18 protein-coding genes are annotated in these 23,687 nt (G+C 57.5%); 8 read left to right on the forward strand and 10 right to left on the reverse strand.

The features are described 5' to 3' along the window. Nucleotides 1-91: 91 nt before the first annotated feature. The 5 genes from GSF27_RS05410 to GSF27_RS05430 all read left to right on the forward strand — a co-directional run bounded on the left by GSF27_RS05410 (nucleotide 92) and on the right by GSF27_RS05430 (nucleotide 5,928). Nucleotides 92-991 carry a ThuA domain-containing protein gene (locus GSF27_RS05410; RefSeq protein ID WP_160966438.1) on the forward strand — a complete coding sequence of 300 codons (900 nt, stop codon included), beginning with the start codon at nucleotides 92-94 and terminating at the stop codon, nucleotides 989-991. 28 nt (nucleotides 992-1,019) lie between these two features. Further along, complete coding sequence (locus GSF27_RS05415) at nucleotides 1,020-2,177, forward strand: Gfo/Idh/MocA family protein (RefSeq protein WP_237457349.1); 1,158 nt, start codon at nucleotides 1,020-1,022, stop codon at nucleotides 2,175-2,177. Between the two features lie 34 nt (nucleotides 2,178-2,211). Next, nucleotides 2,212-3,288 (forward strand): sugar phosphate isomerase/epimerase, encoded by a 1,077-nt coding sequence (locus tag GSF27_RS05420; RefSeq protein ID WP_160966440.1) that lies wholly within the window; start codon nucleotides 2,212-2,214, stop codon nucleotides 3,286-3,288. A 34-nt stretch (nucleotides 3,289-3,322) separates the two neighbouring features. After that, nucleotides 3,323-4,483: a ThuA domain-containing protein gene (locus tag GSF27_RS05425; protein WP_202410269.1), complete on the forward strand. Its 1,161-nt coding sequence runs from the start codon at nucleotides 3,323-3,325 to the stop codon at nucleotides 4,481-4,483. Between the two features lie 104 nt (nucleotides 4,484-4,587). Further along, on the forward strand, nucleotides 4,588-5,928 hold the full coding sequence (locus GSF27_RS05430) for a sugar MFS transporter (protein ID WP_160966442.1): 1,341 nt from the start codon (nucleotides 4,588-4,590) through the stop codon (nucleotides 5,926-5,928). 33 nt (nucleotides 5,929-5,961) lie between these two features. On the opposite strand, the gene GSF27_RS05435 is transcribed toward GSF27_RS05430, so the two are convergent. The 9 genes from GSF27_RS05435 to uxaC all read right to left on the reverse strand — a co-directional run bounded on the left by GSF27_RS05435 (nucleotide 5,962) and on the right by uxaC (nucleotide 19,765). Beyond that, nucleotides 5,962-6,966 carry a LacI family DNA-binding transcriptional regulator gene (locus tag GSF27_RS05435; protein WP_160966444.1) on the reverse strand — a complete coding sequence of 335 codons (1,005 nt, stop codon included), beginning with the start codon at nucleotides 6,964-6,966 and terminating at the stop codon, nucleotides 5,962-5,964. 76 nt (nucleotides 6,967-7,042) lie between these two features. Then, entirely contained in the window at nucleotides 7,043-8,257 is a 1,215-nt protein-coding gene (locus tag GSF27_RS05440; protein ID WP_160966446.1) for an alpha/beta hydrolase, read from the reverse strand. Between the two features lie 114 nt (nucleotides 8,258-8,371). Beyond that, nucleotides 8,372-10,081 (reverse strand): GMC family oxidoreductase, encoded by a 1,710-nt coding sequence (locus tag GSF27_RS05445; RefSeq protein WP_160966448.1) that lies wholly within the window; start codon nucleotides 10,079-10,081, stop codon nucleotides 8,372-8,374. Nucleotides 10,082-10,124: 43 nt separating this feature from the next. After that, on the reverse strand, nucleotides 10,125-10,751 hold the full coding sequence (locus GSF27_RS05450) for a gluconate 2-dehydrogenase subunit 3 family protein (protein ID WP_160966450.1): 627 nt from the start codon (nucleotides 10,749-10,751) through the stop codon (nucleotides 10,125-10,127). A 434-nt stretch (nucleotides 10,752-11,185) separates the two neighbouring features. Then, nucleotides 11,186-13,555, reverse strand: coding sequence for a TonB-dependent receptor (locus GSF27_RS05455; RefSeq protein WP_160966452.1), 2,370 nt, complete (start codon nucleotides 13,553-13,555; stop codon nucleotides 11,186-11,188). A 1,186-nt stretch (nucleotides 13,556-14,741) separates the two neighbouring features. Then, on the reverse strand, nucleotides 14,742-15,920 hold the full coding sequence (uxuA, locus tag GSF27_RS05460; protein ID WP_160966454.1) for a mannonate dehydratase: 1,179 nt from the start codon (nucleotides 15,918-15,920) through the stop codon (nucleotides 14,742-14,744). 47 nt (nucleotides 15,921-15,967) lie between these two features. Next, nucleotides 15,968-16,834 (reverse strand): sugar kinase, encoded by an 867-nt coding sequence (locus tag GSF27_RS05465; RefSeq protein ID WP_160966456.1) that lies wholly within the window; start codon nucleotides 16,832-16,834, stop codon nucleotides 15,968-15,970. A gap of 4 nt (nucleotides 16,835-16,838) precedes the next feature. Continuing rightward, a complete protein-coding gene (locus GSF27_RS05470; protein ID WP_160966458.1) occupies nucleotides 16,839-18,347 on the reverse strand; it encodes a mannitol dehydrogenase family protein in 1,509 nt (502 codons plus the stop codon). Beyond that, complete coding sequence (gene uxaC / locus GSF27_RS05475) at nucleotides 18,344-19,765, reverse strand: glucuronate isomerase (RefSeq protein WP_160966460.1); 1,422 nt, start codon at nucleotides 19,763-19,765, stop codon at nucleotides 18,344-18,346. Before uxaC ends, GSF27_RS05470 begins: the two co-directional genes overlap by 4 nt. Nucleotides 19,766-19,998: 233 nt before the next feature. On the opposite strand from uxaC, the gene GSF27_RS05480 reads away from it, so the two are divergent. The 3 genes from GSF27_RS05480 to GSF27_RS05490 are packed head-to-tail and all read left to right on the forward strand — an operon-like array spanning nucleotide 19,999 to nucleotide 22,784. Further along, nucleotides 19,999-20,991, forward strand: a complete 993-nt coding sequence (locus GSF27_RS05480) for a TRAP transporter substrate-binding protein (protein ID WP_160966462.1) — start codon at nucleotides 19,999-20,001, stop codon at nucleotides 20,989-20,991. Further along, a complete protein-coding gene (locus GSF27_RS05485) occupies nucleotides 20,991-21,470 on the forward strand; it encodes a TRAP transporter small permease (protein WP_202410270.1) in 480 nt (159 codons plus the stop codon). Before GSF27_RS05480 ends, GSF27_RS05485 begins: the two co-directional genes overlap by 1 nt. A gap of 12 nt (nucleotides 21,471-21,482) precedes the next feature. Then, on the forward strand, nucleotides 21,483-22,784 hold the full coding sequence (locus tag GSF27_RS05490; protein ID WP_160966464.1) for a TRAP transporter large permease: 1,302 nt from the start codon (nucleotides 21,483-21,485) through the stop codon (nucleotides 22,782-22,784). A 41-nt stretch (nucleotides 22,785-22,825) separates the two neighbouring features. On the opposite strand, the gene GSF27_RS05495 is transcribed toward GSF27_RS05490, so the two are convergent. Further along, on the reverse strand, nucleotides 22,826-23,515 hold the full coding sequence (locus GSF27_RS05495) for a FadR/GntR family transcriptional regulator (RefSeq protein WP_160966466.1): 690 nt from the start codon (nucleotides 23,513-23,515) through the stop codon (nucleotides 22,826-22,828). Nucleotides 23,516-23,687 lie beyond the last annotated feature (172 nt).

The following is a 23,687-nucleotide window of genomic DNA, read 5'->3' on the forward strand; positions in this document are numbered from 1 at the left end:
AATAACTTCGGCTTGTGTCATACAGCACTACCGCGCAGAGTAGCTGTATCCGCGATCCCGCGGGCCAAATACAATAAACAGAGAACCGAATATGCCTCGCCCCAACCGCTGGAAAGTCTGGCTTTTCCGCATTTTCATTGCCCTGCTGGTCATTATCCTGCTCATCGCCATAAGCGTGGTCTACCATATGCGCTCCAATGGCTTCCTGCGCAGCCCGGTCTATGAAACGGTGCCCCCAGCCATCCCTGAGATCACCCGCCCCGCCCTGTTGGTATTCAGCAAGACCAACGCCTTTATTCACAAGGACGCGATTCCCGCGGCGGAGGAGATGTTCCGGCAGCTGGGCACGAAAAACGGCTGGTCGGTGTACATCACCGAGAATGGGGCCGTTCATAATGCCCACGACCTGGCCCGCTTTGACGCGATTATCTGGAACAACGTCACCGGCGATGTACTCACCAGCGACCAGCGGGAAGCCATGCAAACGTGGATCCGTAACGGCGGCGGATGGGTCGGTTTGCACGGCGCCGGTGACAGCTCATCTGACTGGGATTGGTACATCAACACCCTGGTCGGAGCCCGCTTTACTGCCCACCCCTTCCCGGAGCAGTTCCAGCAAGCCTCCCTGCATCCTGAGTCAGGTGACCCTATAGTCGATCACCTGCCCAACCCCTGGTTACGCACCGATGAGTGGTACTCCTTTGAAGAGAGTCCACGGCTGAAAGGGTATAACGTGCTCACCACCATCGACGAAAGTACCTACAAACCGGACTTTCGCGGCAAGGATCTGCACATGGGCAATGACCATCCTTTGATCTGGAAACACTGTCCCGGTAAGGGCCGCGCCCTCTACTCCGCACTCGGTCACACAGCAGAGAGCTATCAGGAGCCGGAATACGTTGCCCTGCTGGAAAAAGCTGTCAGCTGGGCTGCCGGCTTCAGCGGCAATGCCTGTGCCGAGGCCCCTGTAACGGTTGAGGGTCAACAGTGAACAGCCTGAGTCTCGAGGTGAGCAAGCCATGACAAAAATCCGCATGGGCATGGTGGGCGGCGGCGAAGGTGCCTTTATCGGCGCAGTACATCGCTGGGCCGCTGCGCTGGACTGTGACATCGAACTGGTATGCGGTGCCTTCAGCAGCGACGCCGACAGATCTGCCCGTTCAGGTGCCGCACTGCACCTGCCACCGGCAAGGGTTTACGCAAGCTACCAGGAGATGATGGCCAGGGAGAAAACCCTGCCCACTGATCAGCGCATGCAGTTTGTCGCCATAGTCACACCCAACCACACCCACTTTGCTGTGGCAGAGGCTGCCCTGCGCGCGGGCTTCCACGTTATGTCCGACAAACCAGCCACCTTCAGCCTCGATGAAGCGCTGAGCTTGCGGGAGCTGGTGGCAGAGACAGGCCTGCTATATGGCCTGACTCACGCCTATGCGGGTTACCCCATGGTTAAAGAAGCACGCCAGAGAATTGCCACTGGCGAACTGGGGAACGTCCGCAAGATTGTGGTGGAGTATCCCCAGGGTTGGCTGGCCGGGCGCGAGGAAGAGTCCGGCAACAAGCAGGCAAGCTGGCGACTGGACCCGCAGCAGGCGGGTATCAGCTGCACTATCGGCGATATCGGCGTCCACGCTGCCCATTTAGCGGAATACATCAGCGGCCTGCAGATCAGTGAGATGTGTGCCGACCTGGCCCCCGTAGTTGCCGGCCGCACCCTGGACGACGACGGTTCGATTTTGCTGCGCTTTAACAACGGTGCCAAAGGGGTACTGATTGCCAGTCAGGTCAGTGTCGGTGAAGAGAACAACCTGCGTATCCGTATCTACGGTGACCAGGGCGGCCTGGACTGGTCGCAACAGGAGCCCAATACCCTGTGGCTGAAGTGGAACGACCGACCCACGCAAATGCTGCGCACCGGCATGCCTTACCTAAGCGAGCTCGCAACCGCCAACACGCGCACACCGAACGGTCATCCGGAAGGCTACCTGGAAGCCTTTGCCAACCTTTATATGGCCTTTGCCGGGCAAATTCGTGCCAGGGAGAGCGGCTGTCAACCGGATGCACGAGCGATGGATTGCCCGGGCATTGAAGATGCGGTGAGAGGCATGGCGTTTATTGAGCACGCCGTGGCGGCCAGTAACAGCGAGAAGAAATGGCACTCGCTGCCACAGTACTGACTGTTATCACACCCGTTTAACCATAGGAGCCACCATGGCTGACAGCACTACAAGCTCCGGTATCAAAGGCCCGGGAATATTTCTGGCACAGTTTGCCGGTACAGAAGCGCCCTTTAACAATCTGCGCAATATAACCCGCTGGGCCGGAGAGCTGGGCTACAAGGGAGTACAGATCCCTACCTGGGAGTCCGGCCTGATCGACCTGCAGCAGGCCGCCAGCAGCAAGGACTACTGTGACGAGCTGGCCGGTGTCTGCGCGGAAAACGGTGTGGTCATCACCGAACTCTCCACACACCTGCAGGGCCAGCTGATTGCCGTTCATCCCGCCTATGACGAGCTGTTCAATGGCTTCGCACCGGAGGCATTACGCGCTAATCCCAAGGCACGCCAGCAGTGGGCTGTGGAGCAATTGTTACTGGCCGCCAAGGCCAGCCACAACCTGGGACTGAAGGCCCACGCCACCTTTTCCGGCGCACTGCTCTGGCATACCCACTACCCCTGGCCACAGCGCCCCGCCGGTCTGGTGGAAACCGGATTTGCTGAATTGGCTGCGCGCTGGCTACCCATACTGGATGCCTTCGATGCCGCCGGCGTGGATCTCTGTTACGAAATTCACCCCGGCGAAGACCTGCACGATGGCGTAACCTTCGAGCGTTTCCTGGACGCTACCGGTAATCACCCCCGCTGCAACATGCTCTACGATCCCAGTCACTTTGTGCTGCAGCAGCTGGACTACCTGCAGTTCATCGACATCTATCACGACCGTATCCGCATGTTTCATGTCAAGGATGCCGAGTTCAATCCCAATGGCCGCAGCGGCGTCTACGGTGGCTACCAGAACTGGAAAGATCGACCCGGCCGCTTCCGCTCCCTGGGTGACGGCCAAATTGATTTCGGCGCTATCTTCAGCAAGCTCACCCAGTACGGTTTCGACGGCTGGGCGGTGCTGGAGTGGGAGTGCTGCCTGAAGCATCCCGAGGATGGCGCCCGGGAGGGAGTGGAGTTTATCAACCGCCACCTGATCCGCACCACCGACAAGGCCTTCGATGACTTCGCAAGCAGTGGTGCCGATGAGGCCAGCAATCGCCGCATACTCGGCCTGGCCGATTGACAGCATAACTAAAAAAGTTTCAGGAGTGCCTGACATGATGTGTTTTCCCCGTGATCGCAAGGGTCGTACCTTGCTACAGCAACTTAGCCGCAGGGCTGTCCAGGCAACCATGATAGTGGCCGCTGCGATGGTCACACCCGTAACTTCCCTGGCCGCAGAGATTATCGACTGCCCCTTGCGTGATGCCCCCTACTCCGTCGAACTGCCTTTTATCGACATCCTCAACAACCCGCAGGCCAAAGCCATTGCCGAGAGTAAGCTCCCGGGAATCAGCGGCCTGCCGGAGATGATGACGCGCACCGAAGTGCCTTCCTTCGGCACGATCATGTCCCTGCGCAATATCGCCGGGATGCTGAGAGCACCCGGGGAGACAGTTGAGGCCATCGACGCGGAACTGGCAAAGCTGGAGGTCACCGATGCTGACAGGATGTCCCGTTGCAAACGCTACGACGCGGACCTGCAAAAGCTGCCGGTGGCTGATGCAAAAGCCCGGCTGCTGGTGTTCACCAAGATCAATGGTTTTGATCATGGCCCTTCGGTTACTGCTGCCACAGAGGCCATCCGGAAAATTGCTGAACAGCAGGGCTGGGCCGTCACCGTCAGCAACAACGGCGGGATCTTTACCCCAGCTATCCTGCAGCAGTTCGATGCGGTTATCTGGAACAACGTCAGTGGTGACGCCCTGACCCTTTCCCAAAGAAAGGCGTTTGAGGACTACATCAATGGCGGTGGTGGTTACGTGGGCATCCACGGCTCCGGTGGAGACACGCTTTACCTGTGGGACTGGTATGCCAATACCCTGCTCGGCGCCCGTTTTATTGGCCACCCGGCCGACCCGCAATTTCAGGATGCCCGGATTAACGTGGAAGCCACCAGCAGTGGTATCGGCAAATCCCTGATGCCTGGCTGGAATATGGAAGATGAGTGGTACTCGTTCCGCGAAAGCCCGCGCCTGAACGGCGCCGATGTTATCGCCACCCTGGATGAATCCACTTATGTTCCCGTGGGCTATTCCGGTCAGGACCTGCGCATGGGCGAGGATCACCCCATCGTCTGGAGCCGCTGCATCGGTGCGGGGCGCGCGTTCTATTCCGCCATTGGACATCGCCCTGAAGTCTACCAGGATGCCAATAACCTCAGCCTTATCCAGCAAGCCCTGACATGGGCAACTACCGACGGCGTTTGTGCCAGGTAGGTAACCAGACTTAACACAGAGACGCCTGACAACCGTTTGCCCTGATAACGCTACAGGGTAAACGGACCTGATAATAACAACGATAAATCCGCAAGGTGGAGCCTATGAACAACACCGCCATCAATCGACAGCGCCTGTACCTGATCGGCAACCTGTCGATTTTCATGATCGGCCTCGGCTTTGCTGTGCGCGCCAACATCGCGCCGGATCTGCAAGCCAATATCTACGACCAGATTGACCTTGCGACGTCCGCCACCAGGGTGGGTGAAGCACTGGGGGCGACCTTTACCGGCTTTGCCCTGACCCTGCTGTTTGGCAGCGCGCTTGTGGATTTGATCGGCATGAAACGCATGCTTCTGCTGTCGGCGCTCGGCTACGTACTCGGCTCTGTCGGCCTGGTTGTGGCCTCACTGCTACCGGCGGACCAACTGGCGGAGAGCCTGGTTCTCGGCAGCTTGCTGCTAACGGGGCTCGGCTGGGGCGCCGTTGAGGCAGCCTCCAATCCCATGGTGGCAGCCCTCTATCCCGAAGAGAAAACCCATCGCCTTAATATCCTGCACGCCTGGTGGCCCGCCGGCATTGTGGTTGGCGGTCTACTGGGTGTGACCATAAGCAGCGTTGGCTTACCCTGGCAGCTCAACCTGCTGATCCTGATGCTGCCGTCTGTGGTGATGGCATGGCTGGTGGTGCGGGCACAGTTCCCGGTCACCGAACGCGTTGCTGCCGGGGTCAGCTACCAGGGTATGCTGGCTGAATTGATCCGTCGTCCGCTGTTCTGGGTGTTCTGGGTCTGCATGTGGCTCACGGCGGCCACCGAGCTGGCGCCCGGCCAGTGGGTAAACATGGCTCTCTCCAATATTGTGGGGATGCAGGGCATTTTGTTGCTGGTGTATGTGAGCGCATTGATGTTTGTGATGCGCCATTTTGCCGGCGCCATCGTTGAACGTATCTCTTCAGTGGGCCTGATGTTTGTCTCCTGCATCGCCGCTACAGTCGGGCTCTATGCATTGAGTAAAGCCAGTTCGCCATTGCTGGCGTTTGGTGCCGCCACCATCTGGGGTATCGGGGTTTGCTACATGTGGCCCACCATGCTGGCAATAACGGCTGAGCGTTTTACGCGCGGTGGTGCGCTGGCAATGGGCTTGATGGGCTTTGCCGGCGGCATGTCCATTCAATTTGTGCTGCCGCAGATGGGGGCTGTTTTTGACAGTGCCAAGGCAGAAGCTGCCGGCGGCGCAGCCGCACTGGCCACACTCAGTCCGGAAGCCATGAGTGAAGCCGTGCGTTACGCCTCGGTACAATCATTCCAGGCCGTCGCCTTCGTCCCCCTGCTTCTGTTACCGGTCTTCAGTGTCATCTGGATGCTGGATCGCAAACGTCGTGGGCAGCAGCCTGCGGTGATTGGCGAGCCAGGCACACCACTGACAGTTAACGGCAAGAAGTGAGGCAGCCACTGCCGGGAGAGAAGGCGGATCGCCCTACTGTGTAGCTGTAGATGCCCGCACCACCAGTTCATGGGGCAATATCACCAATCGCGGCATAGGCGGCTTTTCTCCCAGAGCCTCCAGCATCAGCGCCATGGCAGTCTGCCCGATCTCACTGCGTGGCTGTCTTACGGTGGTCAGGGGCGGGTAGCTGTAGGCTGCTGCATCAATATCATCAAACCCTGCGATGGCAAGATCGCCGGGGATATCCATGCCCAGATCCCGGGCCGCGTGCATTGCACCGATTGCCATCTCGTCACAGGCGCAAAACAGGGCAGTGGGTTTACTGCGCTGTTTGAAAAGACGTCGGGCGGCCTCGTAGCCGGATGCCAGACTGAAGTCGCCGGCCTCGATCAGTGCTGGCTTCACCTCAATACCGGCGACTCGCAAGGCGTCACAATAGCCCTGCAGGCGGCCCACACACAGCGGGGAATCTTCGGGACCATTGATAAAGCCTATGCGTTTGTGACCAAGACTTAACAGGTGCTGCACCATATCCTGGGCCGCCTGCACGTTATTGATAACAACGCTGGGCACTTTGAGGGGGCCGGAGTATTCGCAGGCCATAACAACCGGCAGCGAGTCGTCTGCACTTTTGCGATTCAGCTCGCGGTCCACCGGAATCTCGCGTCCCAGGCAGATAAGTCCATCCGCCTGACGCTGACGAACCAGCTGGGCATAGGCCTTCTCCCGCTCCCGACTGTGCAAGGTATCCCCCAGCAGGATGCGGTAGCCAGCCTCCATGGCCCTGCTCTCTATGCCCTGAATGACAGCAGCGTAAAAGGGGTTGCTGATATCCGGCACCAACACGACCACGTTGTTGGTTTGGCGACGACGAAAGTTGCTGGCCAGCGCATTGGTTACGTAACCACTTTTCGCAACTGCCGTCATCACCTTCTCGCGGGTCGCCTCAGCGACACTGTCGGGTTTGGAAAGCGTACGTGACACCGTGGCGATGGAAACTCCGGCAAGCCGGGCAACGTCTTTGATGGTGACCATGTTGAATCCGTTCTGAAACAGTGGGCCTATTCTACCTCTATCCCCGCTGCCGTGCAGGCTGAAAACCCTGACCCGATTATGGCGTCCGGCCAGAGCCATCAAGCAGGTCAAGGTCTGCCTGAATCGCGGCCAGTACCTCATCGCTCAAGCTATCGCCGGCTTGCGCCTGCAAACCACTCAGCGTCTGGCCCCGGATCATTCGCAGATAGCGACTATTGGTGATATCGGGGACGTGCTGGTCAAGAACGGCTTTAGTTGCGGGATTATCCACCAGCTCACCGATTGAACTCCCGGCAACAGAATAGCCACGGTGGCCCGAACCTGACGTTGCCGCCTGCCTGGTCAGCAGCCTCTGATCGTCCATCCAGCCATAAAACTGGTGGATCCACTGGGCGGAGGCCTTGCTGTTACCCTGCATACCAAAACCGTGACCGCCGGTCGTGTAGAGATGTGCTTCAACCGGCTTGCCGGTCTTGCGCCAGGCATCAATCAGGCCCAGTGATTTACCTTCCGCGAACAGAGGATCATCCAGTGCAATGGCCAGGAACATGGGCGGCGCATAACCAGGTACTGTGCGACTCATCATGGGCGGATAGACAGGGGCAATAAAGTTCGGGCGGGAGCCCTCGTCGTCCTGTAACGCTACCCCTATTGCCGTCATGGCGCCTGCGGAAAAGCCGGCAAATCCTACACGATCCGGATCAACACCCCACTCTGCCGCGCGCTCACGCACCAGGCGCACTGCAGCCTGACCATCCACCACCGCTTCAGCAGTCGCGTCCAGCGGCTTTTCCGTGGGTACATTACTCATCAAATCCATCAGCTGCTGCTGAAATACCTCGGGGTCTTCGGCCGTGGTGCGTGTGCGGTACTTCAGTACAAATGCGGCAATTCCGTGTTGTGCCAGCCAGCGCGCCACCTGATAGCCTTCGCTGTCGATAGACAACATCAGAAAGCCTCCTCCCGGTGCGACAATGACCGCCGCCCCGGTAGCCTTGCCGGGCGCCGGCAACAGAGGCGTCAAGGTTGCCCTGGTCACATTGCGCACGTCACGCGCCTCCGGAGTGCGCAGGCTCCACTGTTCCTCCACATCCGGCACATTGTCGGCCTCGGTATGCAGCGGAATGTCATTCAGAAAGCGGATATCAGCCGCATCATTACCTGCCACAACCCATGGCGCCACAGCACTGAGGATAAACAGAAACACATACCGGCATACAGAACGGGTTACGCCCTGAGTGCTGGTACCAGTGCGGATACAGAAGCCGTGCGCGACCGATAGAGCTTTCATAGACATCTTTCCTTGTTGTTATTGTGTCCAGGTCGATGGGAACAAGTATGGCTACGTGCCTGAAGGCAGACATGAATACGACCACAGCCAGGCTGTAGTCGTATTCACCGGTGGTTAAATGGTACCAGCCTGCATCTGTTTGACGGCGTAGTCACAAGCGCGTGCGGTAAAGGCCATATAAGTCAGGGAGGGATTCACGCAGGAGGAGGAACTCATAAAGGAGCCGTCCGTGATAAACAGGTTGGGAACATCGTGAGCCTGGTTGTATTTATTCACCACCGATTGTGTCGGGTCGTTACCCATACGTGCAGTGCCCATCTCGTGAATGCCGGAACCGGGTACCGAAAGTGTCTCCGGATCTCCAAGTGACATGCTGAAGGCCGCACCGGCGGCGTCCATGATGCGTTTGGCCTGGGCGTGAACATCCCGGGCCATGGCTTTTTCGTTCTCTCCCCAGCTGAACTCAAACGCCACCTGGGGAATACCGTAACGATCTTTCTTTTTGCTGAGGTAGACACGGTTATTGGGATTGGGCAGACACTCACCAAAGCCTGCGGCAACGAACATCCAGCCTGCCGGTGGCTTGCGCAGATTGTCTTTCAAGCCGGCCCCAAAACCCTTCTGATTGAAGCTGCCGGTCCAGTTGCTGGTGTTCACCATGGTCTGATAGCCGTAACCACGCACAAAACCGGGATCCTCGTCCTGCCCCGGCAGGTTGCGGAAGCGCGGGATATAGAGGCCGGTGGGACGATTGCCGTAGTAGTAGCTATCCTGGTGCTCCATAAATATGCCCACGGAACCCAATCCCAGGAAGTGATCCATGAGATTGCGCCCCAGCATACCACTGCTGTTGCCGAGGCCATTGGGGAATGCTGCACTGGTGGAGTTGAGCAGCAACTGGGCAGAGCCGATGGTTGAAGCACAGAGGAAGACCACCCGTGCGCTGAATTCATGACGTTTCAGCGTTTCAGAATCGATAACATGCACCTTGCTGATACGCTTGCCTGTTTCGTCATACTCCAGACGTTCCACCACCGAATTGGGTCGGATGGTCAGGTTTCTGGTAGCACGCGCTGCGGGTAAGGTTGAGCTTTGGGAGCTGAAATAGCTGCCGGTAGAACAACCATTTTCGCAAGGCCCGCAGTAGTGGCAGGCGGAGCGCCCCGGCAGATCTTCGGTAAGGATCGCGGTACGGGCGTTGGTCAGGGTAAGTTCCGGGGCATTCTTTTTAAGTCGGTCCCGGACGGTTTCCTCGATCGCGAACCAGGGCATCGGCTTTTGAAACTCACCATCGGGCAGCTGTGGCAAGCCCTCCTTGCGGCCATTAACGCCGATAAACTTTTCCACATAGCTGTACCAGGGAGCGATATCCTCGTAGCCCACTGGCCAGGGGATCCCATGGCCATCCCGGGCGTTAGCCTTGAAATCGTCCTCACTCCAGCGGTAGGTCTGGCGTCCCCACATCAACGAACGACCACCTACCACGCCACCGCGATACCACTCAAAGGGTGTGCCTTCATCCATCGCATAGGGATTCTGCTTGTCGTTATTCCAGAAATGTCGATTCGCTGTGCGAAAGGCGTAGACCTTGCTCTGTACCGGAAATTCTTCCTCTACTACCTTACGATCACTCTTGCCGTTAAAAGGCATCTTCCAGCTTGGGGCATGTTCACCCAAATAGCCGGTGCCGTGCTGCAGATCGCGGCCGCGCTCCAGCACCAGGACTTTAAGGCCTTTTTCGGTCAACTCCTTGGCGGCCCATCCCCCGGTAATACCTGACCCAACGACGATGGCATCAAAATCAAAATTCTTTGCGGTAATCATATCTGGCTATCCAATTTTTCTTATCTGTCGACGAGTCACGTAATCAGCTGAAAAAAGCAAATGGCGCCCAGGCACTATCCTCGCCATTGCGGGGGTAGTGACCATCAAACTTCATTGGCATTGGGTTGTAACGCAACACCTGCTTTACGCCGGCTTCGGAAGTAAAGAAGCCCCAGATCGTCAGCTCCTTCAGCTGGCAGATAAAAGGGGCATCGCTGATAAAGGCTCGCCGCACATTGCCCTGGACATACCAGGGGCTGTCACTGGCTGCCGCCTCAAGACCCTCCAGCACAGCCAACTGCTGCTCCTGCGCCAACTGGTCGTAGGATTTACCAAACTCTTGCGGAATTCGTGTTTCCAGGTCACTGAGACCATTAAGAAAAATGGCCCGCTCTTCGTCATTGAGCCAATCCTGCACCATTAATTCAATGAAGTGCGGTACACCGGCATCTATGGCACCGGGCGTGTCGGTACGGGGAATAATAATTTCAGCCGCCGCTGCGACAATGGCTCTCTGGCCGACGGAAAACAGTTTGGCCGGTTGTTTGACGTAGTCGTCGGCCGCTGCCAGGTAGGTCATTTGCTCAGGAGTAAGGGCAAAGGTGGCTGGGGTTATACCGGCGCTACCCAGCAGAACGGCAGCACATTGGAGAAACTCTCTTCGATTCATTATCCGATTCCTCTCATGCAGCGATGAGATGCTTATAGTTATTTGAAAACTACCCCGTCCGAGGGGACAACGATCACACAGGCATAATACGTAAGTCCCCTAGTGTACCGTGGACCGCAATAATGTAAACGTTTACAGATCACTGACAAACACAATTTTTGTAAATAGACCCCGGCCCGAGGGGCAACCTGAAGAACCAGGAGATGACAATACGCCAGCGAGCAATGCCATAAATGGGCGCTCCCCTGACGGATCAAGGCAATTTTCTATGGGCCTTATCTGACACCGGAGCACTTAATTACCGATCGCTCTCGTATGAAGATGATGGGCGAGCGTCTGTCAGGCACAGCTATCGCCGCGGTCACCACTAACGAAAAAGGCCGGTACCCTCGCGGGTACCGGCCTTTTAGCTATCGCTTGTCAGCGATGTTGGATCAGAAGTTGTAACGCAGGCTAACACCCACTTCGCGACGTGGAGTCACCTCTACTTCGCGGTAGCCGCCACCAACGAGAGCGCTCAGGTTGCTACCCTCGCCGATCTCGATATCGTCATAGCGCACGGTTTCATCTTCACCGGTTACGTTCTTGACGAACATCTGCACATCCCAGGTGCCTTCACCGTCACGCACACCAAAGTACAGGTTCAGCAGACCGTAGGAATCGATAACAGTGTTTTCGTGCTTGTTATCGTTCTCACCCTGCCAGGAGTAGATACCACGTACGTAACCATCCATCATGTCAGTCACTGGCATGCTGTATTCAGAGGTGACAGACGCTGTCCACTCAGGCTGGGTACTGGCGGACAGACCACCGGAACAGAAGTTGATCTGACTGGTCGGGCTGAAGTTGTCAGGAGTCTGGTTACATGGGATATCGTCCTTCACTTCGCTGTCCATCCAGGCCAGCACACCGGATACGGTCCAGTTTTCCATAATCAGGAAGCTGGCATCCAAGTCGATACCCTGTACGACGGTATCAGCGTTGGAGGTGAAGTTGAAGGTATCCACGTCTTCATTACCAGTGCTACCAGTCAGGTAACGAACTTCACCCGGGGTATAGTAGAAGTAGCCTTCAAAGTCCTGATAGTAGTAAGCGGCGTTCAGACGACCACGACCATCCATGAAGTCCCACTTGGCACCCACCTCATAGGAAATGGAACGCTCGTTTTCACGCTGGCCGGTAACCCGGTCCATGCCGCCCTGGAAAGGCACACCATTGAAGAAGTTAACACCTACAGTGGCGTTTGGCCCCTGACGTACTGCGGTACCCACGTTGGAGTACATCATGAAGTCATCAGCAAAGCGGTGGGACAACGCCACGTTCCAGATAAACTCTTCATCCTTGCCGGACTGATCGTCCAACACGTTGCCCGCCACAAGCAGCTTGTCTTCTTTGGTCTCAAACCAGATCTGACGACCACCGATAGCCAGCTCGGTGCTGTCTGTCAGGTAGAAAGTGAAGTTGGCAAAAACCGAAGTCTCTTCGGTGGTAGACATTGTCTGAATAGGCACATTCAGGATATAGGCACCAACGGCAGTACCACTTGGGTCAAGAATGCTGGCCAGCGGACCGTAAACAAAGGGGCTGAACGGTGACGCGCCCAGGAAACGGTGTGAGAAGAGGTTATTCTCACCCTCTTTCTTCTGGTAGAAAACGCCCGCGGTATAGTCGAAGAAGTCACCAAGCGGCTCTTCGGAGGAGATGCGGATCTCATGGGACTCCTGATCCTGCCACAGGTCCAGCTCCTGGTACCACTCATCAACTGTAGAGGCGACAATAATTCCCGAGCCGGGAGGAGCACCCAAAACCGGACTCAGATCGTTGGTCTCTCCATTGGATGTACCAATCCAGTTAATGAAATCCTGTGGACCTGTACCAGTGTTGGAGAACTTACTCACCTGCCCCACGTAATTGAAGACCTGGCCAACAGCAGTCAGCTCCAGGTTCAGCACGGTGGCTTCAAGTTCATTATCTGTCTTGTTGGGAGATGCCTGAACACTGCGACGATCCTCCGGAGCAATGGCGCCGAAGTCGTGATGGGACAAGCCACCGCCAAAGTTTGCCAATGCGCCATTACGCGCTTCACCAGCATGATGCGGGAAGATCAGACGATCCACCTCCATCTTCTGATGCATCAGGGAGCCTTCGAAATTATCGGTCGGTGCGAAGCCCAGAGTGAAACGGTAGCCAGTGGTATCAACGTCAGGCTCCTGATCGCTGAACATGCTCTTGACGCCATTGGCTTCGTTCTCGTCGACAACACCCGCCACACGCAGTGCCAGCTTGTCTTCAACCAGCGGTACGTTTACAGCACCCTGGTAGTTGGTAGCGCCTTTGTTGGTCGCAGTAGCATTCACGTAGCCTTCAAACTCGGACAGGTTGGCGTCGCGAGTGGTTACAGTAATCGCACCGGAGGGTGCAGAACGGCCACGCAGGGTACCCTGTGGACCACGCAGAACTTCCACCTGACCGATATCGAATACCTGGGTGAAGATCTGGTTGGACTCTACAGGCGCATCGTTCAGATAGAATTCAACGGATGGGGAAGACTGGGCCTCAATACGGAAATCAATACCGCGCATACTGGCGCCGGTGGTGTAACCGTTGGAGCCGGAATCCAGGGAGATGCCGGGAACCACGGACTGCATGTCTTCAAAGTTCAGGATGTTGAGTTTTTCGAAGGTGTCGCTGCCGACGGCGTTAACAGTCTGAGGAACATCCTGCAAACTTTCGTCTTTACGACGAGCGGTAACCACGACCTCTTCGAGAGCGAAACCGGTGGAACCACCAGTATCCTGAGCCATTACGTCTACCGCGCCACCCAAGGCCAACAATGAAACAATTGCAGCTGACTTGCCGCCTTTGTTTACAGCCTTGATAGCACGAGCCAGAGGTGCTTGGGAGGGTTTATTCAGCATGTTATCGATGCTCCTTGTTATAGTTTTTTTGCTTTTTATTTATTGGTATTGCTTTATTTGCCTGATCTGAAAACAACCGATGCTATCGCTCAATGATTGTTTTCAGCTCACACAGATCCCAGTGCTTGCTGATCCTGCCGCCAGCCATACTAAGGGCGGGGATTGCGAGCCATCAATTACTTTTTTTGATTTTCCGAAACTGTTTGTTCAATCCGTTGCTTGCTGGCAACTGTTGTTATTTATGTTTTTGGGATTCAGGTTTTCGGCGTTAACCCTAACTGTGCCGGGACCCTCTTGAATCCACCTGTTTTAATTCACCTGTCATTTACAGCACGATTCTTCTGCGCCCAGACTACTACAAACACAGCGCAGGACAGATGTGGCATTTTTGCCAAATCGCGCATTAAAAATCAGGTTGTTGTGTTTTCGTTTCGCCCATCGGGCGGGCCGTGTTGCCAGGACAATGCCCGACAAGACCAAATGTTTTAAAACTTTATAGTTATACGTATTACTTTCAGGTCAATAGCTGTTGTCTTCGCGCCCTGTTTTTATGCTGATTGTTTCAGGGCCAGGCGAGACCGGACTTTGCTCAACTTTACATGGTCGACCGGATACAGGTCAACAATAATAACTCGTCGCTATATAAATTGTACAAACTGATCAGACTCGCTTCCATGCCACCCTGGGGCGGTCATTCTGACGCTCCTCAGAAACCAGAATAATCCAATATTTTCAGATAGTTAAAGTGCACCGAAGCGGATTTGACCGCTCCGGTGCCGGCCATGATAAAACACGCCAGCGGCATGTTAAATCACTGCCCGGGCAGGGTTCGGCAAGGCAAAACAGCGGCATTATGATTGCTGCGGCGACATATCACGCTGTCCCGGCCGTCAATCCCAATCCAGCAATTTATCCGGACTATTAGCTCTGGAAGAGTACCGACCCGAAGCAAGCCCCCCGGTACTCTACCCCGAATGCCCTACCCCGGGCTGCTTCGTCCCAGCGCCTGTACAGTGTCGCTATCGCAGCCGGGACAATGACTCCAGGCTGCCAACCCCCAGGCAGGGTTGCATTATTGCCGTCTCATGCTCTGCAGGACGTGTAATGCACCGCGCAGCTCTGCCAGGGATTTCATGCGCCCACCGTAGGAGTAGCCGGGGTTGGTGCCGGGCTTGTCGACCTCTGCCGCCAGCAGGTGGCCGTGATCCGGGCGCATGGGGATCGAACGTCCGCCCTCTTGCGAGCGACGCCCTTCTTCATCGAGCAGCGCATTCATAATGCCGATCATGTCGTTGTCACCATCCAGGTGATCCGACTCGTAAAAAGAGCCATCCGCTTCCCGCTTCACATTACGCAGGTGGACGAAATAGATACGCTCCCCGAAACGGCGAATCATGCGCACCAGGTCGTTATCCCCCCGCGCGCCGAAGGAGCCGGCACACATGGTCAGTCCATTGCTGGGGCTGGGCACGGCGGTCAGGATTGCGTTGGCGTCGTCTTCTGTGGATACCACACGCGGCAAACCAAACAACGAAAACGGCGGATCATCCGGATGGATACACATCTCCACACCGGCCTGCTCGGCCGCGGGAACAATGTCCCGCAGGAAAGCGAAGAGGTTTTCGCGGTAGCCTTCTGTGCCCAAGGCAATAAATTCGGCAATGGCCTGCTGGATAGTCTCCCGGGAGTAAGAGCCCTCACCGCCTGGAAGACCGGCGATGATGTTGCGCTCAAGCAGCGCCTGCTCCTCCTCTGTCAGCTCCTCAAAGCGCTGTTTGGCTTTGGCCAGCTGCTCTGCACTGTAATCCCCTTCGGCACCCGGGCGCTGCAGCATGTAGACGTCGTAGGCGATGAAGTCGGACATCTCAAAGCGCAGTGCACGGGCATCACTCTTCAGGCGATAGTTGAGGTTGGTACGGGTCCAGTCCACCACCGGCATAAAGTTGTAACAGACGGTATGGACACCGGCCTCACCGAGGTTGATAAGCGTCTGGCGGTAGTTATCCAGCAACTCCAGATAATTGTCTTTGCGCAACTTGATATTGTTGTGCAGGGGGACACTCTCTACCACCGACCACTCAAGACCCGCCGCCTCGATCTCCGCTTTGCGCTTGAGGATTTCATCCAACGGCCAGAGATCACCGGTGGCAATGTGGTGCAATGAGGTAACGATTCCGGTTGCCCCGGCCTGCGCCACCTGCTGCAGAGTGATCGGATCCGAAGGGCCAAACCAACGCCATGTTTCCTGCATAACTAATAGACCTGCTTTAGCAAAAATCGCTGAAAAATATAAATGAACTATCGGGGCAGAACCGCGCCCCGATGCATAACAACCTGTGCCGCCAGCTGCTGCGCCCGGCTCACCGCCGTTGCGACGGATTCACCACTGGCACGGCTGGCAATATACGCCGCGTTGAAGGAGTCACCGGCGCCGGTGGTATCCACCGCATCCACCGCTTCGGCTGGCTGAAAATAACTGCTGTCACCCATCCAGACCTGACACGCGGGTCCTGGCACTTTGATTACCAGTTCCTGAACACCTTGAGCCCGGTAAAAATCACGACACGCCTCAGCCGAGTCGATGCCCCACAACTGGGTCTCGTCGTCCAGGGTGGGCAGCACCATGTCACAATGACCGAGTACGGCCTCATAACAACTCCGGGCCTCTTCCACCCCGGACCACAAACGCGGCCGGTAGTTGGGGTCAAACACAATCTGGCAACCACGGCGCCGCAAACCGGCGATCAACTGCACCAGGTTATCCAGCCCGCTGCGTGTTACTGCCAGGGTAATACCGGAAAAATAGAAGATATCGGGCACATCCACCAGTTCCACCGGCTCGTCAAACAGCTCCCGCGCCGGACTGCGTCCGCGCCAATAACGGAACTCCCGTTCACCATCTGGCTGGTTGTGAATGGTGTAAAGGCCGGGCTGGCGGCCTGGCAGTCTTGGAATCAACCCGCTTCCCACCTGCTCCCTTGCCAACGCGGCCAGGATTTCAGCGGAGAAATGGTCATCGCCCAGCGCCGTCATGTATTCCACATCCATCCCGGCGCGCGCCATATAGATCGCGGTATTGTAGGTGTCGCCACCGTAAGCCTGCTGCCACGCCCCTCCACCGGAGGCGAACTCGACCATTACTTCACCGGCACACAAAATACGCATGGCGTCAGACCTCCGCCGCCGGCAAGCTGGCGACCAGCGCATTGATCACCGATTGGTTACCTTCGTTGCAAAGACGGGTATAGAACGCAGTCACCTGTTCGAGGAGAGCAGGGTCTTGTGCGGCCAAATCGCCGAACACCTGGCGCTGCTCCATAACAGTTCGGACCAACGCAACATTCCCGCCTGTCACCTCCAGTCTGGCCTGCAAATCAACCGCCAGAGGATCGTCCACCACAAAGGTTTCCCGGTTGTCCCGCTGGCCACCCAGAAACTTCACCCAACCAGCAATGGCCAATGCCAACAGGGTCGAATCCTGACCGCTGTCCAGCAGCTGCCTCAGACTCTGTAACCAGCGCTGGGGAATTTTCTGTGAGCCATCCATTGCGATCTGTGCCGTGCGGTGTTGCAACGCCGGGTTGGCAAAGCGCTGCAGTAACTGCTCCTGGTACTCTTCGATATCAAAATCCGCGGGTACTGTCAGCGTCGGCAACACCGACTGCATGTACGCCCGGACCAGTGCCAACATAGCGCCATTGCTCACCACCTCGTGCACATAGTCGTAACCGGCCACATAACCCAGGTAAGCGATAAGGGAGTGACTGCCATTGAGCAAGCGCAGCTTGATCATCTCGAAAGGGGTGACATCCTCAACCAGCAGCGCACCCACCGAGCCCCAGTCCGGCGCCGTGGTGGCAAAATTGTTTTCTATCACCCACTGACTGAACGGCTCGGTGCTCACCGCACCCTCATCGCTCACCCCCAGCGCCTCTTCGGCCAGCTGACGATCAGCGGCTGTGCTGGCGGGTACAATCCGGTCCACCATGGAGCAGGGGAAGGTCACCTGCCGGGCAATCCACTCCGCCAGGTCGCCGTCCAGTCGCGCCGCCAGCGCCGTCACTACCGCACCCAACACCCTTCCGTTGTGCGGCAGGTTGTCACAACTTAACAACGTAATACCCGGCAGCCCCTGCTCCCGGCGGCGGCGCAGGCCTGCCACCAGAAAGCCAATGGCCGTACGCGGCGTGGCCAGCCCATCGGCCACTTCCGCTTCAATAGCCGGGTGGTTCTGCAACAACTCCCCACTGGCCGGATCGTGGCAGTAGCCTTTCTCGGTGATGGTGAGAGTAACCACCCTGGTGGAGGACGATGCTATGGCCTGCACCAGCTCGTCAGGCTCCTGGGGCGCCACAATCACTCGCTGCAGGCAGCCGATGACCTGAAAACGGTTGGCCTCGCTCTTTTCAATCAGGGTATAGAGACCATCCTGCGGGTTGAGCTGCTGCGCCACGTCAGCGCTGCGCATGCTGGCCCCGATGATGCCCCAGTCACCGCCGCTGCGGTTCAGCAGTTGCTCGGTATACCAGGCCTGGTGAGCACGATGAAACGCCCCTACCCCCAGGTGCACAATACCGGGCTGCAGATTGTGGCGGTCGTAGGAAGGTAGCTGTACAGCAGCAGGCAGCGCCTCAAGCAGACCATTGTGCAGGCGCTTCACGGGTGCAGGGTTACTCATAATTTGTACGCGGTCCGGGCCAGGTTATAAGCGAGGTCAACAGCCGTCTCCGCCGCTTCCTGCTGAGTCAGTCGATGCTCTGCCACCAGCTGCGCGAGGAACGCACAGTCCATGCGCCGGGCCACATCGTGACGAGCGGGGATGGAGAGAAACGCGCGGGTATCGTCGTTAAAACCGACGGTGTTGTAGAAGCCGGCAGTCTCGGTAATTTGCTCGCGATAGCGGCGCATCCCCTCGGGGCTGTCGTGGAACCACCAGGCGGGGCCCACTTTCAGTGCCGGATAGTGACCCGCCAGGGGTGCCAGTTCGCGGCTGTAGGAGGTCTCGTCCAGGGTGAATACGATAATGGTCAGGTCAGCATTGTTGCCATACTTGCTGAGCAACGGATGCAGCGCGTTCACGTATTCCGTCTGCAGGGGAATATCCGCGCCCTTGTCACGACCAAATTGGGTAAACAGCTGTGGATTGTGGTTACGGAACACACCGGGGTGGATCTGCATCACCAGACCATCCTCCAGGCTCATGCCCGCCATCTCCGTCAGCATCTGGGCCCGGAACAGCTCGGCCTGGGCCGCGTTGGCGTGTCCGCTCATCACCAGCTGGTAGAGCTGCTCACAGTCTTCCCGGGACAGATCTGCGGTAGCCGCCGTCGGATGTCCGTGATCGGTAGCCGTCGCGCCGTTGGCTTTAAAGAAGGCCCTGCGTGCAAACAACGCCCGCAGATAGCCATCGAAAGTCTCCACCGATTCGCCGGTCAGGCGACCCAGCTCCTGCACATTGCCCACAAAGCCCTCGTACTGGGGATCCAGCACCGGGTCGGGCCGGAAGGTAGTAATCACCCTGCCCTGCCAGCCGCTCTCGCGGATCTGGCGGTGATGGCGCAAGTCGTCCAGCGGCCCCTCGGTAGTGGCCAGCAGTTCGATATTGAAACGTTCAAACAGCGCCCGGGGACGAAATTCATCGCTGGCCAGGGCCCGGTTGATGTGCTGATAATAGTCGCCGGCGGTAGCACTGGTGAGCACCTCATCGATACCAAACACCTCGGCAAAGACGTGATCCAGCCACATACGGCTGGGTGTGCCGCGAAACAGATAATAATGGTCCGCGAACCGCTGCCAGATCACCTCCGGGTCGGTCTCCACCGCACCGGCATCACTGCCACCGATGCCCAGCGCCGTCAGCGGGATACCCTGGCTGTAGAGCATGCGCAGCAGGTAGTGATCAGGCTTGATAAGCAGCTCGGCGGCATTTTCAAAGGGCTGATTGCCGGCAAACCAACGGGGATCCGTGTGGCCGTGAGGACTGATAATCGGCAACCCGGACACCGCCTGATACAGCTCGCGGGCAATACCCCGGGTGGTGCTATCGGCGGGAAACAAGCGATCGGGGTGCAAACTCAGGGCAATCTTTTGCGTCATGGCTCTCTGCTCTTGACTGACTCTCTGCTCTTATAGAAGGCCCTACACCCCTGACACCGCAAACCGGTATAGTGGTAAGGCCAATTTGATGCTATTCTCACAGCCTGCGCTATAACAGTCAAGATAGCCCGCGATTGCCACATTCACATGACATAAGCTGCAGAACCGAACTGCCTAAAATTCACTAAAAACACATTCACTAAAAACAATAGATTGCCAACCTACGGCTTGCCATGAAACCACTGCTACCGCTTTTGCGACTGCGCACCTGCCTTGTCGCCATTCTGCTCACCATCCTCTGCGCCTGCGGTGGACAGGAGAAGTACTCCGTCCTCAAGCTGGCCCACGGGCTGGACCAGAATCATCCCACACACAAGGCCATGGTCTATATGGCCAAGCGCCTGGAAGAGATCTCCGACGGCCACCTGCAGATGGACATTTACCCCGGCGGGCAACTGGGTGAAGAGCGCGAACTGATAGAGCTGTTGCAGATTGGCAGCCTGGCCATGACCAAGGCATCTGCCAGCCCGATGGAAGGTTTTGTTCCCGACTTCAAGCTGTTCAGCCTCCCCTATGTCTTCCGCGACCACGACCACTTCTGGCGCGCACTGGAGAGCAAAACCGGCCGCGACCTGCTCAGCAGCGGCGAGGCCGTACGCCTGCGGGGACTGGCCTATTACGACGCCGGCAGCCGCAGCTTCTATACCATCGACAAGCCAATTCAGACCCCGGAAGACCTCAGTGGCCTGAAGATTCGTGTGCAGCAGAGCATCACTTCAGTGGCCATGATCAACACCCTGGGCGGCTCCGGCACACCGGTGGACTGGGGCGAACTCTACACCGCCCTGCAACAGGGTGTGGTAGATGGTGCCGAGAACAACCCCCCCAGCTTTTACCTGTCCAAGCATTACGAGGTCGCCCGCTACCTGAGCCTGGACGAGCACACGTATGTGCCCGACATCCTGCTGATCAGCCGCCCAATCTGGAATCGCCTCTCTCCCCAGCAACAAGGCTGGTTACAACAGGCGGCGGAAGAGTCCAGCCACTATCAGCGTAAACTGTGGCAGGAGGAGACTGAACGCGCCCTGCAACAACTCACCGCCGACGGCGTCACCATTGTCCACCCTGACAAGGCCGCATTCCGCCACAAGGTACAGCCCATGCTGGCGGAATACGACGGCACCTCTGTTGGCGCCATGATCCAGGCCATCCGGAGCCTTCCCTGATGCTGCAACGACTCCTGCACCACACCGATCAACTGCTCAAGGGCCTGCTGATCCTGATCGTATCCACCATGGTACTCAATGTCCTGTGGCAGGTGGCCACCCGTTTCCTGCTGGGCAGCCCCAGCTCGTGGACCGAGGAGCTGGCGCGCTTCCTGTTGATCTGGCTGGGCCTGTTTGGTGGCAGCTACGCCTACCGCACCCACGCCCACATTGGTATCGATATCCTCACCCGCAAGCTGCGTGGCACCAGCCAGGCCATCGTCACCAACCTGGCGCTGGTAGTAGTGGTGCTGTTTGCACTGGTAGTTATGGTCTACGGCGGCAGCCAACTGGTTCTGCTGACGCTGGAACTGAAGCAGACCTCCGCCTCGCTGGGCATCCCCGTTGGCTACGTTTACCTGGCTCTGCCAGTAAGCGGGCTGATGATTGCGATATACAGCCTTGCCCAGCTTTTCCAGCCCAAGCTTCGCGCCGAATAAACGGAACACACCATGGAATTTTCCGGCCTGATACTGATTCTCTCTTTCCTGTTGCTGCTGTTGATGCGGGTCCCGGTGGCCATCTGTATTGGCGCCGCCACGTTTGTGGCCATGCTGGCCAGCATCGAGTTTACCGCCGCCGCCACGACGGTTGCACAGCGCATGGCCGGCGGCCTCGACAGCTTTGCCCTGCTGGCAGTCCCGCTTTTTATTATGTCCGGCATCCTGATGGGCCAGGGCGGCATCGCCCGCCGCCTGATTGAATTTGCCAAGGTACTGGTGGGCACTCTGCCTGGCGGCCTGGGGCTGGTGAACGTGATCTCCTGCACCCTGTTCGGTTCCATCTCCGGCTCTGCGGTGGCGGCCACCTCGGCGATTGGTGGCTTCATGATCCCGGCGATGGAGAAGGATGGCTACAACCGCAACTTCAACGCCGCACTGACCATCACCTCCTCCACCACCGGCCTGCTGATTCCCCCCAGCAATGTGCTGATTATCTATTCGCTGGCCAGTGGCAGCGTCTCCATTGCCGCCCTGTTTATTGCCGGCTATGTACCGGGAATCCTGCTGGCCCTGTCCCTGATGGCCATCGCCATGGTCTACTCGGCCCGGGCCGGCTTCCCCCGCTCCGGCCGCATTCCCCTGCGCCAGGCAATGCCAAAGCTGCTGGATGCCATCCCCAGTCTGCTGTTAGTCGTGATTGTCATCGGCGGCATTATCGGTGGTGTATTTACCGCCACCGAAGCCAGTGCCATTGCGGTGCTCTACTCGCTGATCCTGGCGGTGGGAGTCTACCGGGAGGTCAAGCCCAAAGAGTTGCCGGCACTGATGATCAAAACCGCCGAGACCAGCGCGGTGGTACTGCTGCTGATCGCCACCTCCACAGCCATGTCCTGGATGCTAGCCTACGAGAATATTCCGCAGTCTGTCAGTGAACTGTTAATCGGCCTCAGCGACAATCCGCTGCTGATTCTGCTGCTGATCAACATTGTGCTGCTGCTGGTGGGAACCTTTATGGACATGACACCGGCCATCCTGATCTTCACGCCCATCTTTTTGCCGATCGCCGAATCGCTGGGGATTTCACCCCTGCACTTCGGCATCATGATGGTGTTGAACTTATCCGTTGGCCTGTGCACCCCGCCCGTAGGCAGCGTGCTGTTTGTCGGCTGCAGTATCGCCAAAACCCGGATGGAGTCGGTTCTCAAGCCATTGCTGCCCATGTACGCCGCCATGCTCCTGACCCTGGTGTTGATTACCCTGTTCCCGGCCCTGAGCGAGTGGTTGCCACGGGTTAGCGGCCTGATTGACTGAGGGGATTGCGGCCGGCAAGCGCCGACCGCGATGGCGGAGGCTCAGGCCTCCAGATAGGTTTTACTGTCGATCAATGCGCTGCTGATATGATCGCGCATGGCGTCTTCCGCAGCGGCGGCATCCCGCGCCGACAATGCATTAAACAGGCGCTTGTGCTGTCCCAGGGAAGGATGCACACCCACTTCACGTACACGCTGGTGAAACAGGGTGCTCAGCTCCGAACTGATCCGCATATCCCACAGCCAGGTGACAATGGCAGCCAGGGCGCTGTTGCCGGCCGCCTCGGCAATAATGCAGTGGAAGCGCTTGTCAGCCTCTTCCGATACCGAGCCTTCGGTATCTTCACGCTCCATATCATCCAGGGCCACTTGCAGCTCCTGCAGCTGCGACTCGCTGATGCGTTGCGCGGCAAGCTTTGCCAGCTCCGGCTCGATCATCAAACGTGCTTCAAGAATTTCAAAGGAACCCGGCCCAACGTCTTCAATTCCCCGGGCTACCGGGTTGTTGCGCACGTAGATGCCGGAGCCGGTGCGGATTTCTACCAGCCCCGCGATCTCCAGCGCGATCATCGCCTCACGGATAGTGGGCCTGCTCACCTCAAACCGCACCGCCAGATCACGCTCGGACGGCAGGCGCTCTCCCGCTTCTATCTGTCCGCTGGTGATCAGGTTTTCAATTTGGCTGGCCACCTCCAGATAGAGACGGCGGACTTTTACGGCTTCGATTTTCATAAATTTATTATCAACCTGAACGGAAACGCAGAAATTGCGGGCCATTCTACCCTGCCCGTCCCTCCGAGGTAAGAAGCTGCCCCGAGGTAAGAAGCCGCCCCGAGGTAAGCCGCCACCCCGGGGCAAGAAGACGTCCCCAACCCGGGTATTTCCGTAAACCTGCCGCATCGAC

It is taken from the genome of Pseudomaricurvus sp. HS19, from assembly GCF_009857815.1.
In the GTDB taxonomy this organism is placed as follows: domain Bacteria; phylum Pseudomonadota; class Gammaproteobacteria; order Pseudomonadales; family Cellvibrionaceae; genus Pseudomaricurvus.

What these genes read in the sequence shown, in the direction of transcription:
- GSF27_RS05410 (WP_160966438.1), top strand. Translation starts at nt 92, where the DNA reads ATGCCTCGCCCCAACCGCTGGAAAGTCTGGCTTTTCCGCATTTTCATT.
- GSF27_RS05415 (WP_237457349.1), top strand. Translation starts at nt 1,020, where the DNA reads ATGACAAAAATCCGCATGGGCATGGTGGGCGGCGGCGAAGGTGCCTTT.
- GSF27_RS05420 (WP_160966440.1), top strand. Translation starts at nt 2,212, where the DNA reads ATGGCTGACAGCACTACAAGCTCCGGTATCAAAGGCCCGGGAATATTT.
- GSF27_RS05425 (WP_202410269.1), top strand. Translation starts at nt 3,323, where the DNA reads ATGATGTGTTTTCCCCGTGATCGCAAGGGTCGTACCTTGCTACAGCAA.
- GSF27_RS05430 (WP_160966442.1), top strand. Translation starts at nt 4,588, where the DNA reads ATGAACAACACCGCCATCAATCGACAGCGCCTGTACCTGATCGGCAAC.
- GSF27_RS05435 (WP_160966444.1), bottom strand. Translation starts at nt 6,966, where the DNA reads ATGGTCACCATCAAAGACGTTGCCCGGCTTGCCGGAGTTTCCATCGCC.
- GSF27_RS05440 (WP_160966446.1), bottom strand. Translation starts at nt 8,257, where the DNA reads ATGAAAGCTCTATCGGTCGCGCACGGCTTCTGTATCCGCACTGGTACC.
- GSF27_RS05445 (WP_160966448.1), bottom strand. Translation starts at nt 10,081, where the DNA reads ATGATTACCGCAAAGAATTTTGATTTTGATGCCATCGTCGTTGGGTCA.
- GSF27_RS05450 (WP_160966450.1), bottom strand. Translation starts at nt 10,751, where the DNA reads ATGAATCGAAGAGAGTTTCTCCAATGTGCTGCCGTTCTGCTGGGTAGC.
- GSF27_RS05455 (WP_160966452.1), bottom strand. Translation starts at nt 13,555, where the DNA reads ATGGCTCAGGATACTGGTGGTTCCACCGGTTTCGCTCTCGAAGAGGTC.
- uxuA (WP_160966454.1), bottom strand. Translation starts at nt 15,920, where the DNA reads ATGCAGGAAACATGGCGTTGGTTTGGCCCTTCGGATCCGATCACTCTG.
- GSF27_RS05465 (WP_160966456.1), bottom strand. Translation starts at nt 16,834, where the DNA reads ATGCGTATTTTGTGTGCCGGTGAAGTAATGGTCGAGTTCGCCTCCGGT.
- GSF27_RS05470 (WP_160966458.1), bottom strand. Translation starts at nt 18,347, where the DNA reads ATGAGTAACCCTGCACCCGTGAAGCGCCTGCACAATGGTCTGCTTGAG.
- uxaC (WP_160966460.1), bottom strand. Translation starts at nt 19,765, where the DNA reads ATGACGCAAAAGATTGCCCTGAGTTTGCACCCCGATCGCTTGTTTCCC.
- GSF27_RS05480 (WP_160966462.1), top strand. Translation starts at nt 19,999, where the DNA reads ATGAAACCACTGCTACCGCTTTTGCGACTGCGCACCTGCCTTGTCGCC.
- GSF27_RS05485 (WP_202410270.1), top strand. Translation starts at nt 20,991, where the DNA reads ATGCTGCAACGACTCCTGCACCACACCGATCAACTGCTCAAGGGCCTG.
- GSF27_RS05490 (WP_160966464.1), top strand. Translation starts at nt 21,483, where the DNA reads ATGGAATTTTCCGGCCTGATACTGATTCTCTCTTTCCTGTTGCTGCTG.
- GSF27_RS05495 (WP_160966466.1), bottom strand. Translation starts at nt 23,515, where the DNA reads ATGAAAATCGAAGCCGTAAAAGTCCGCCGTCTCTATCTGGAGGTGGCC.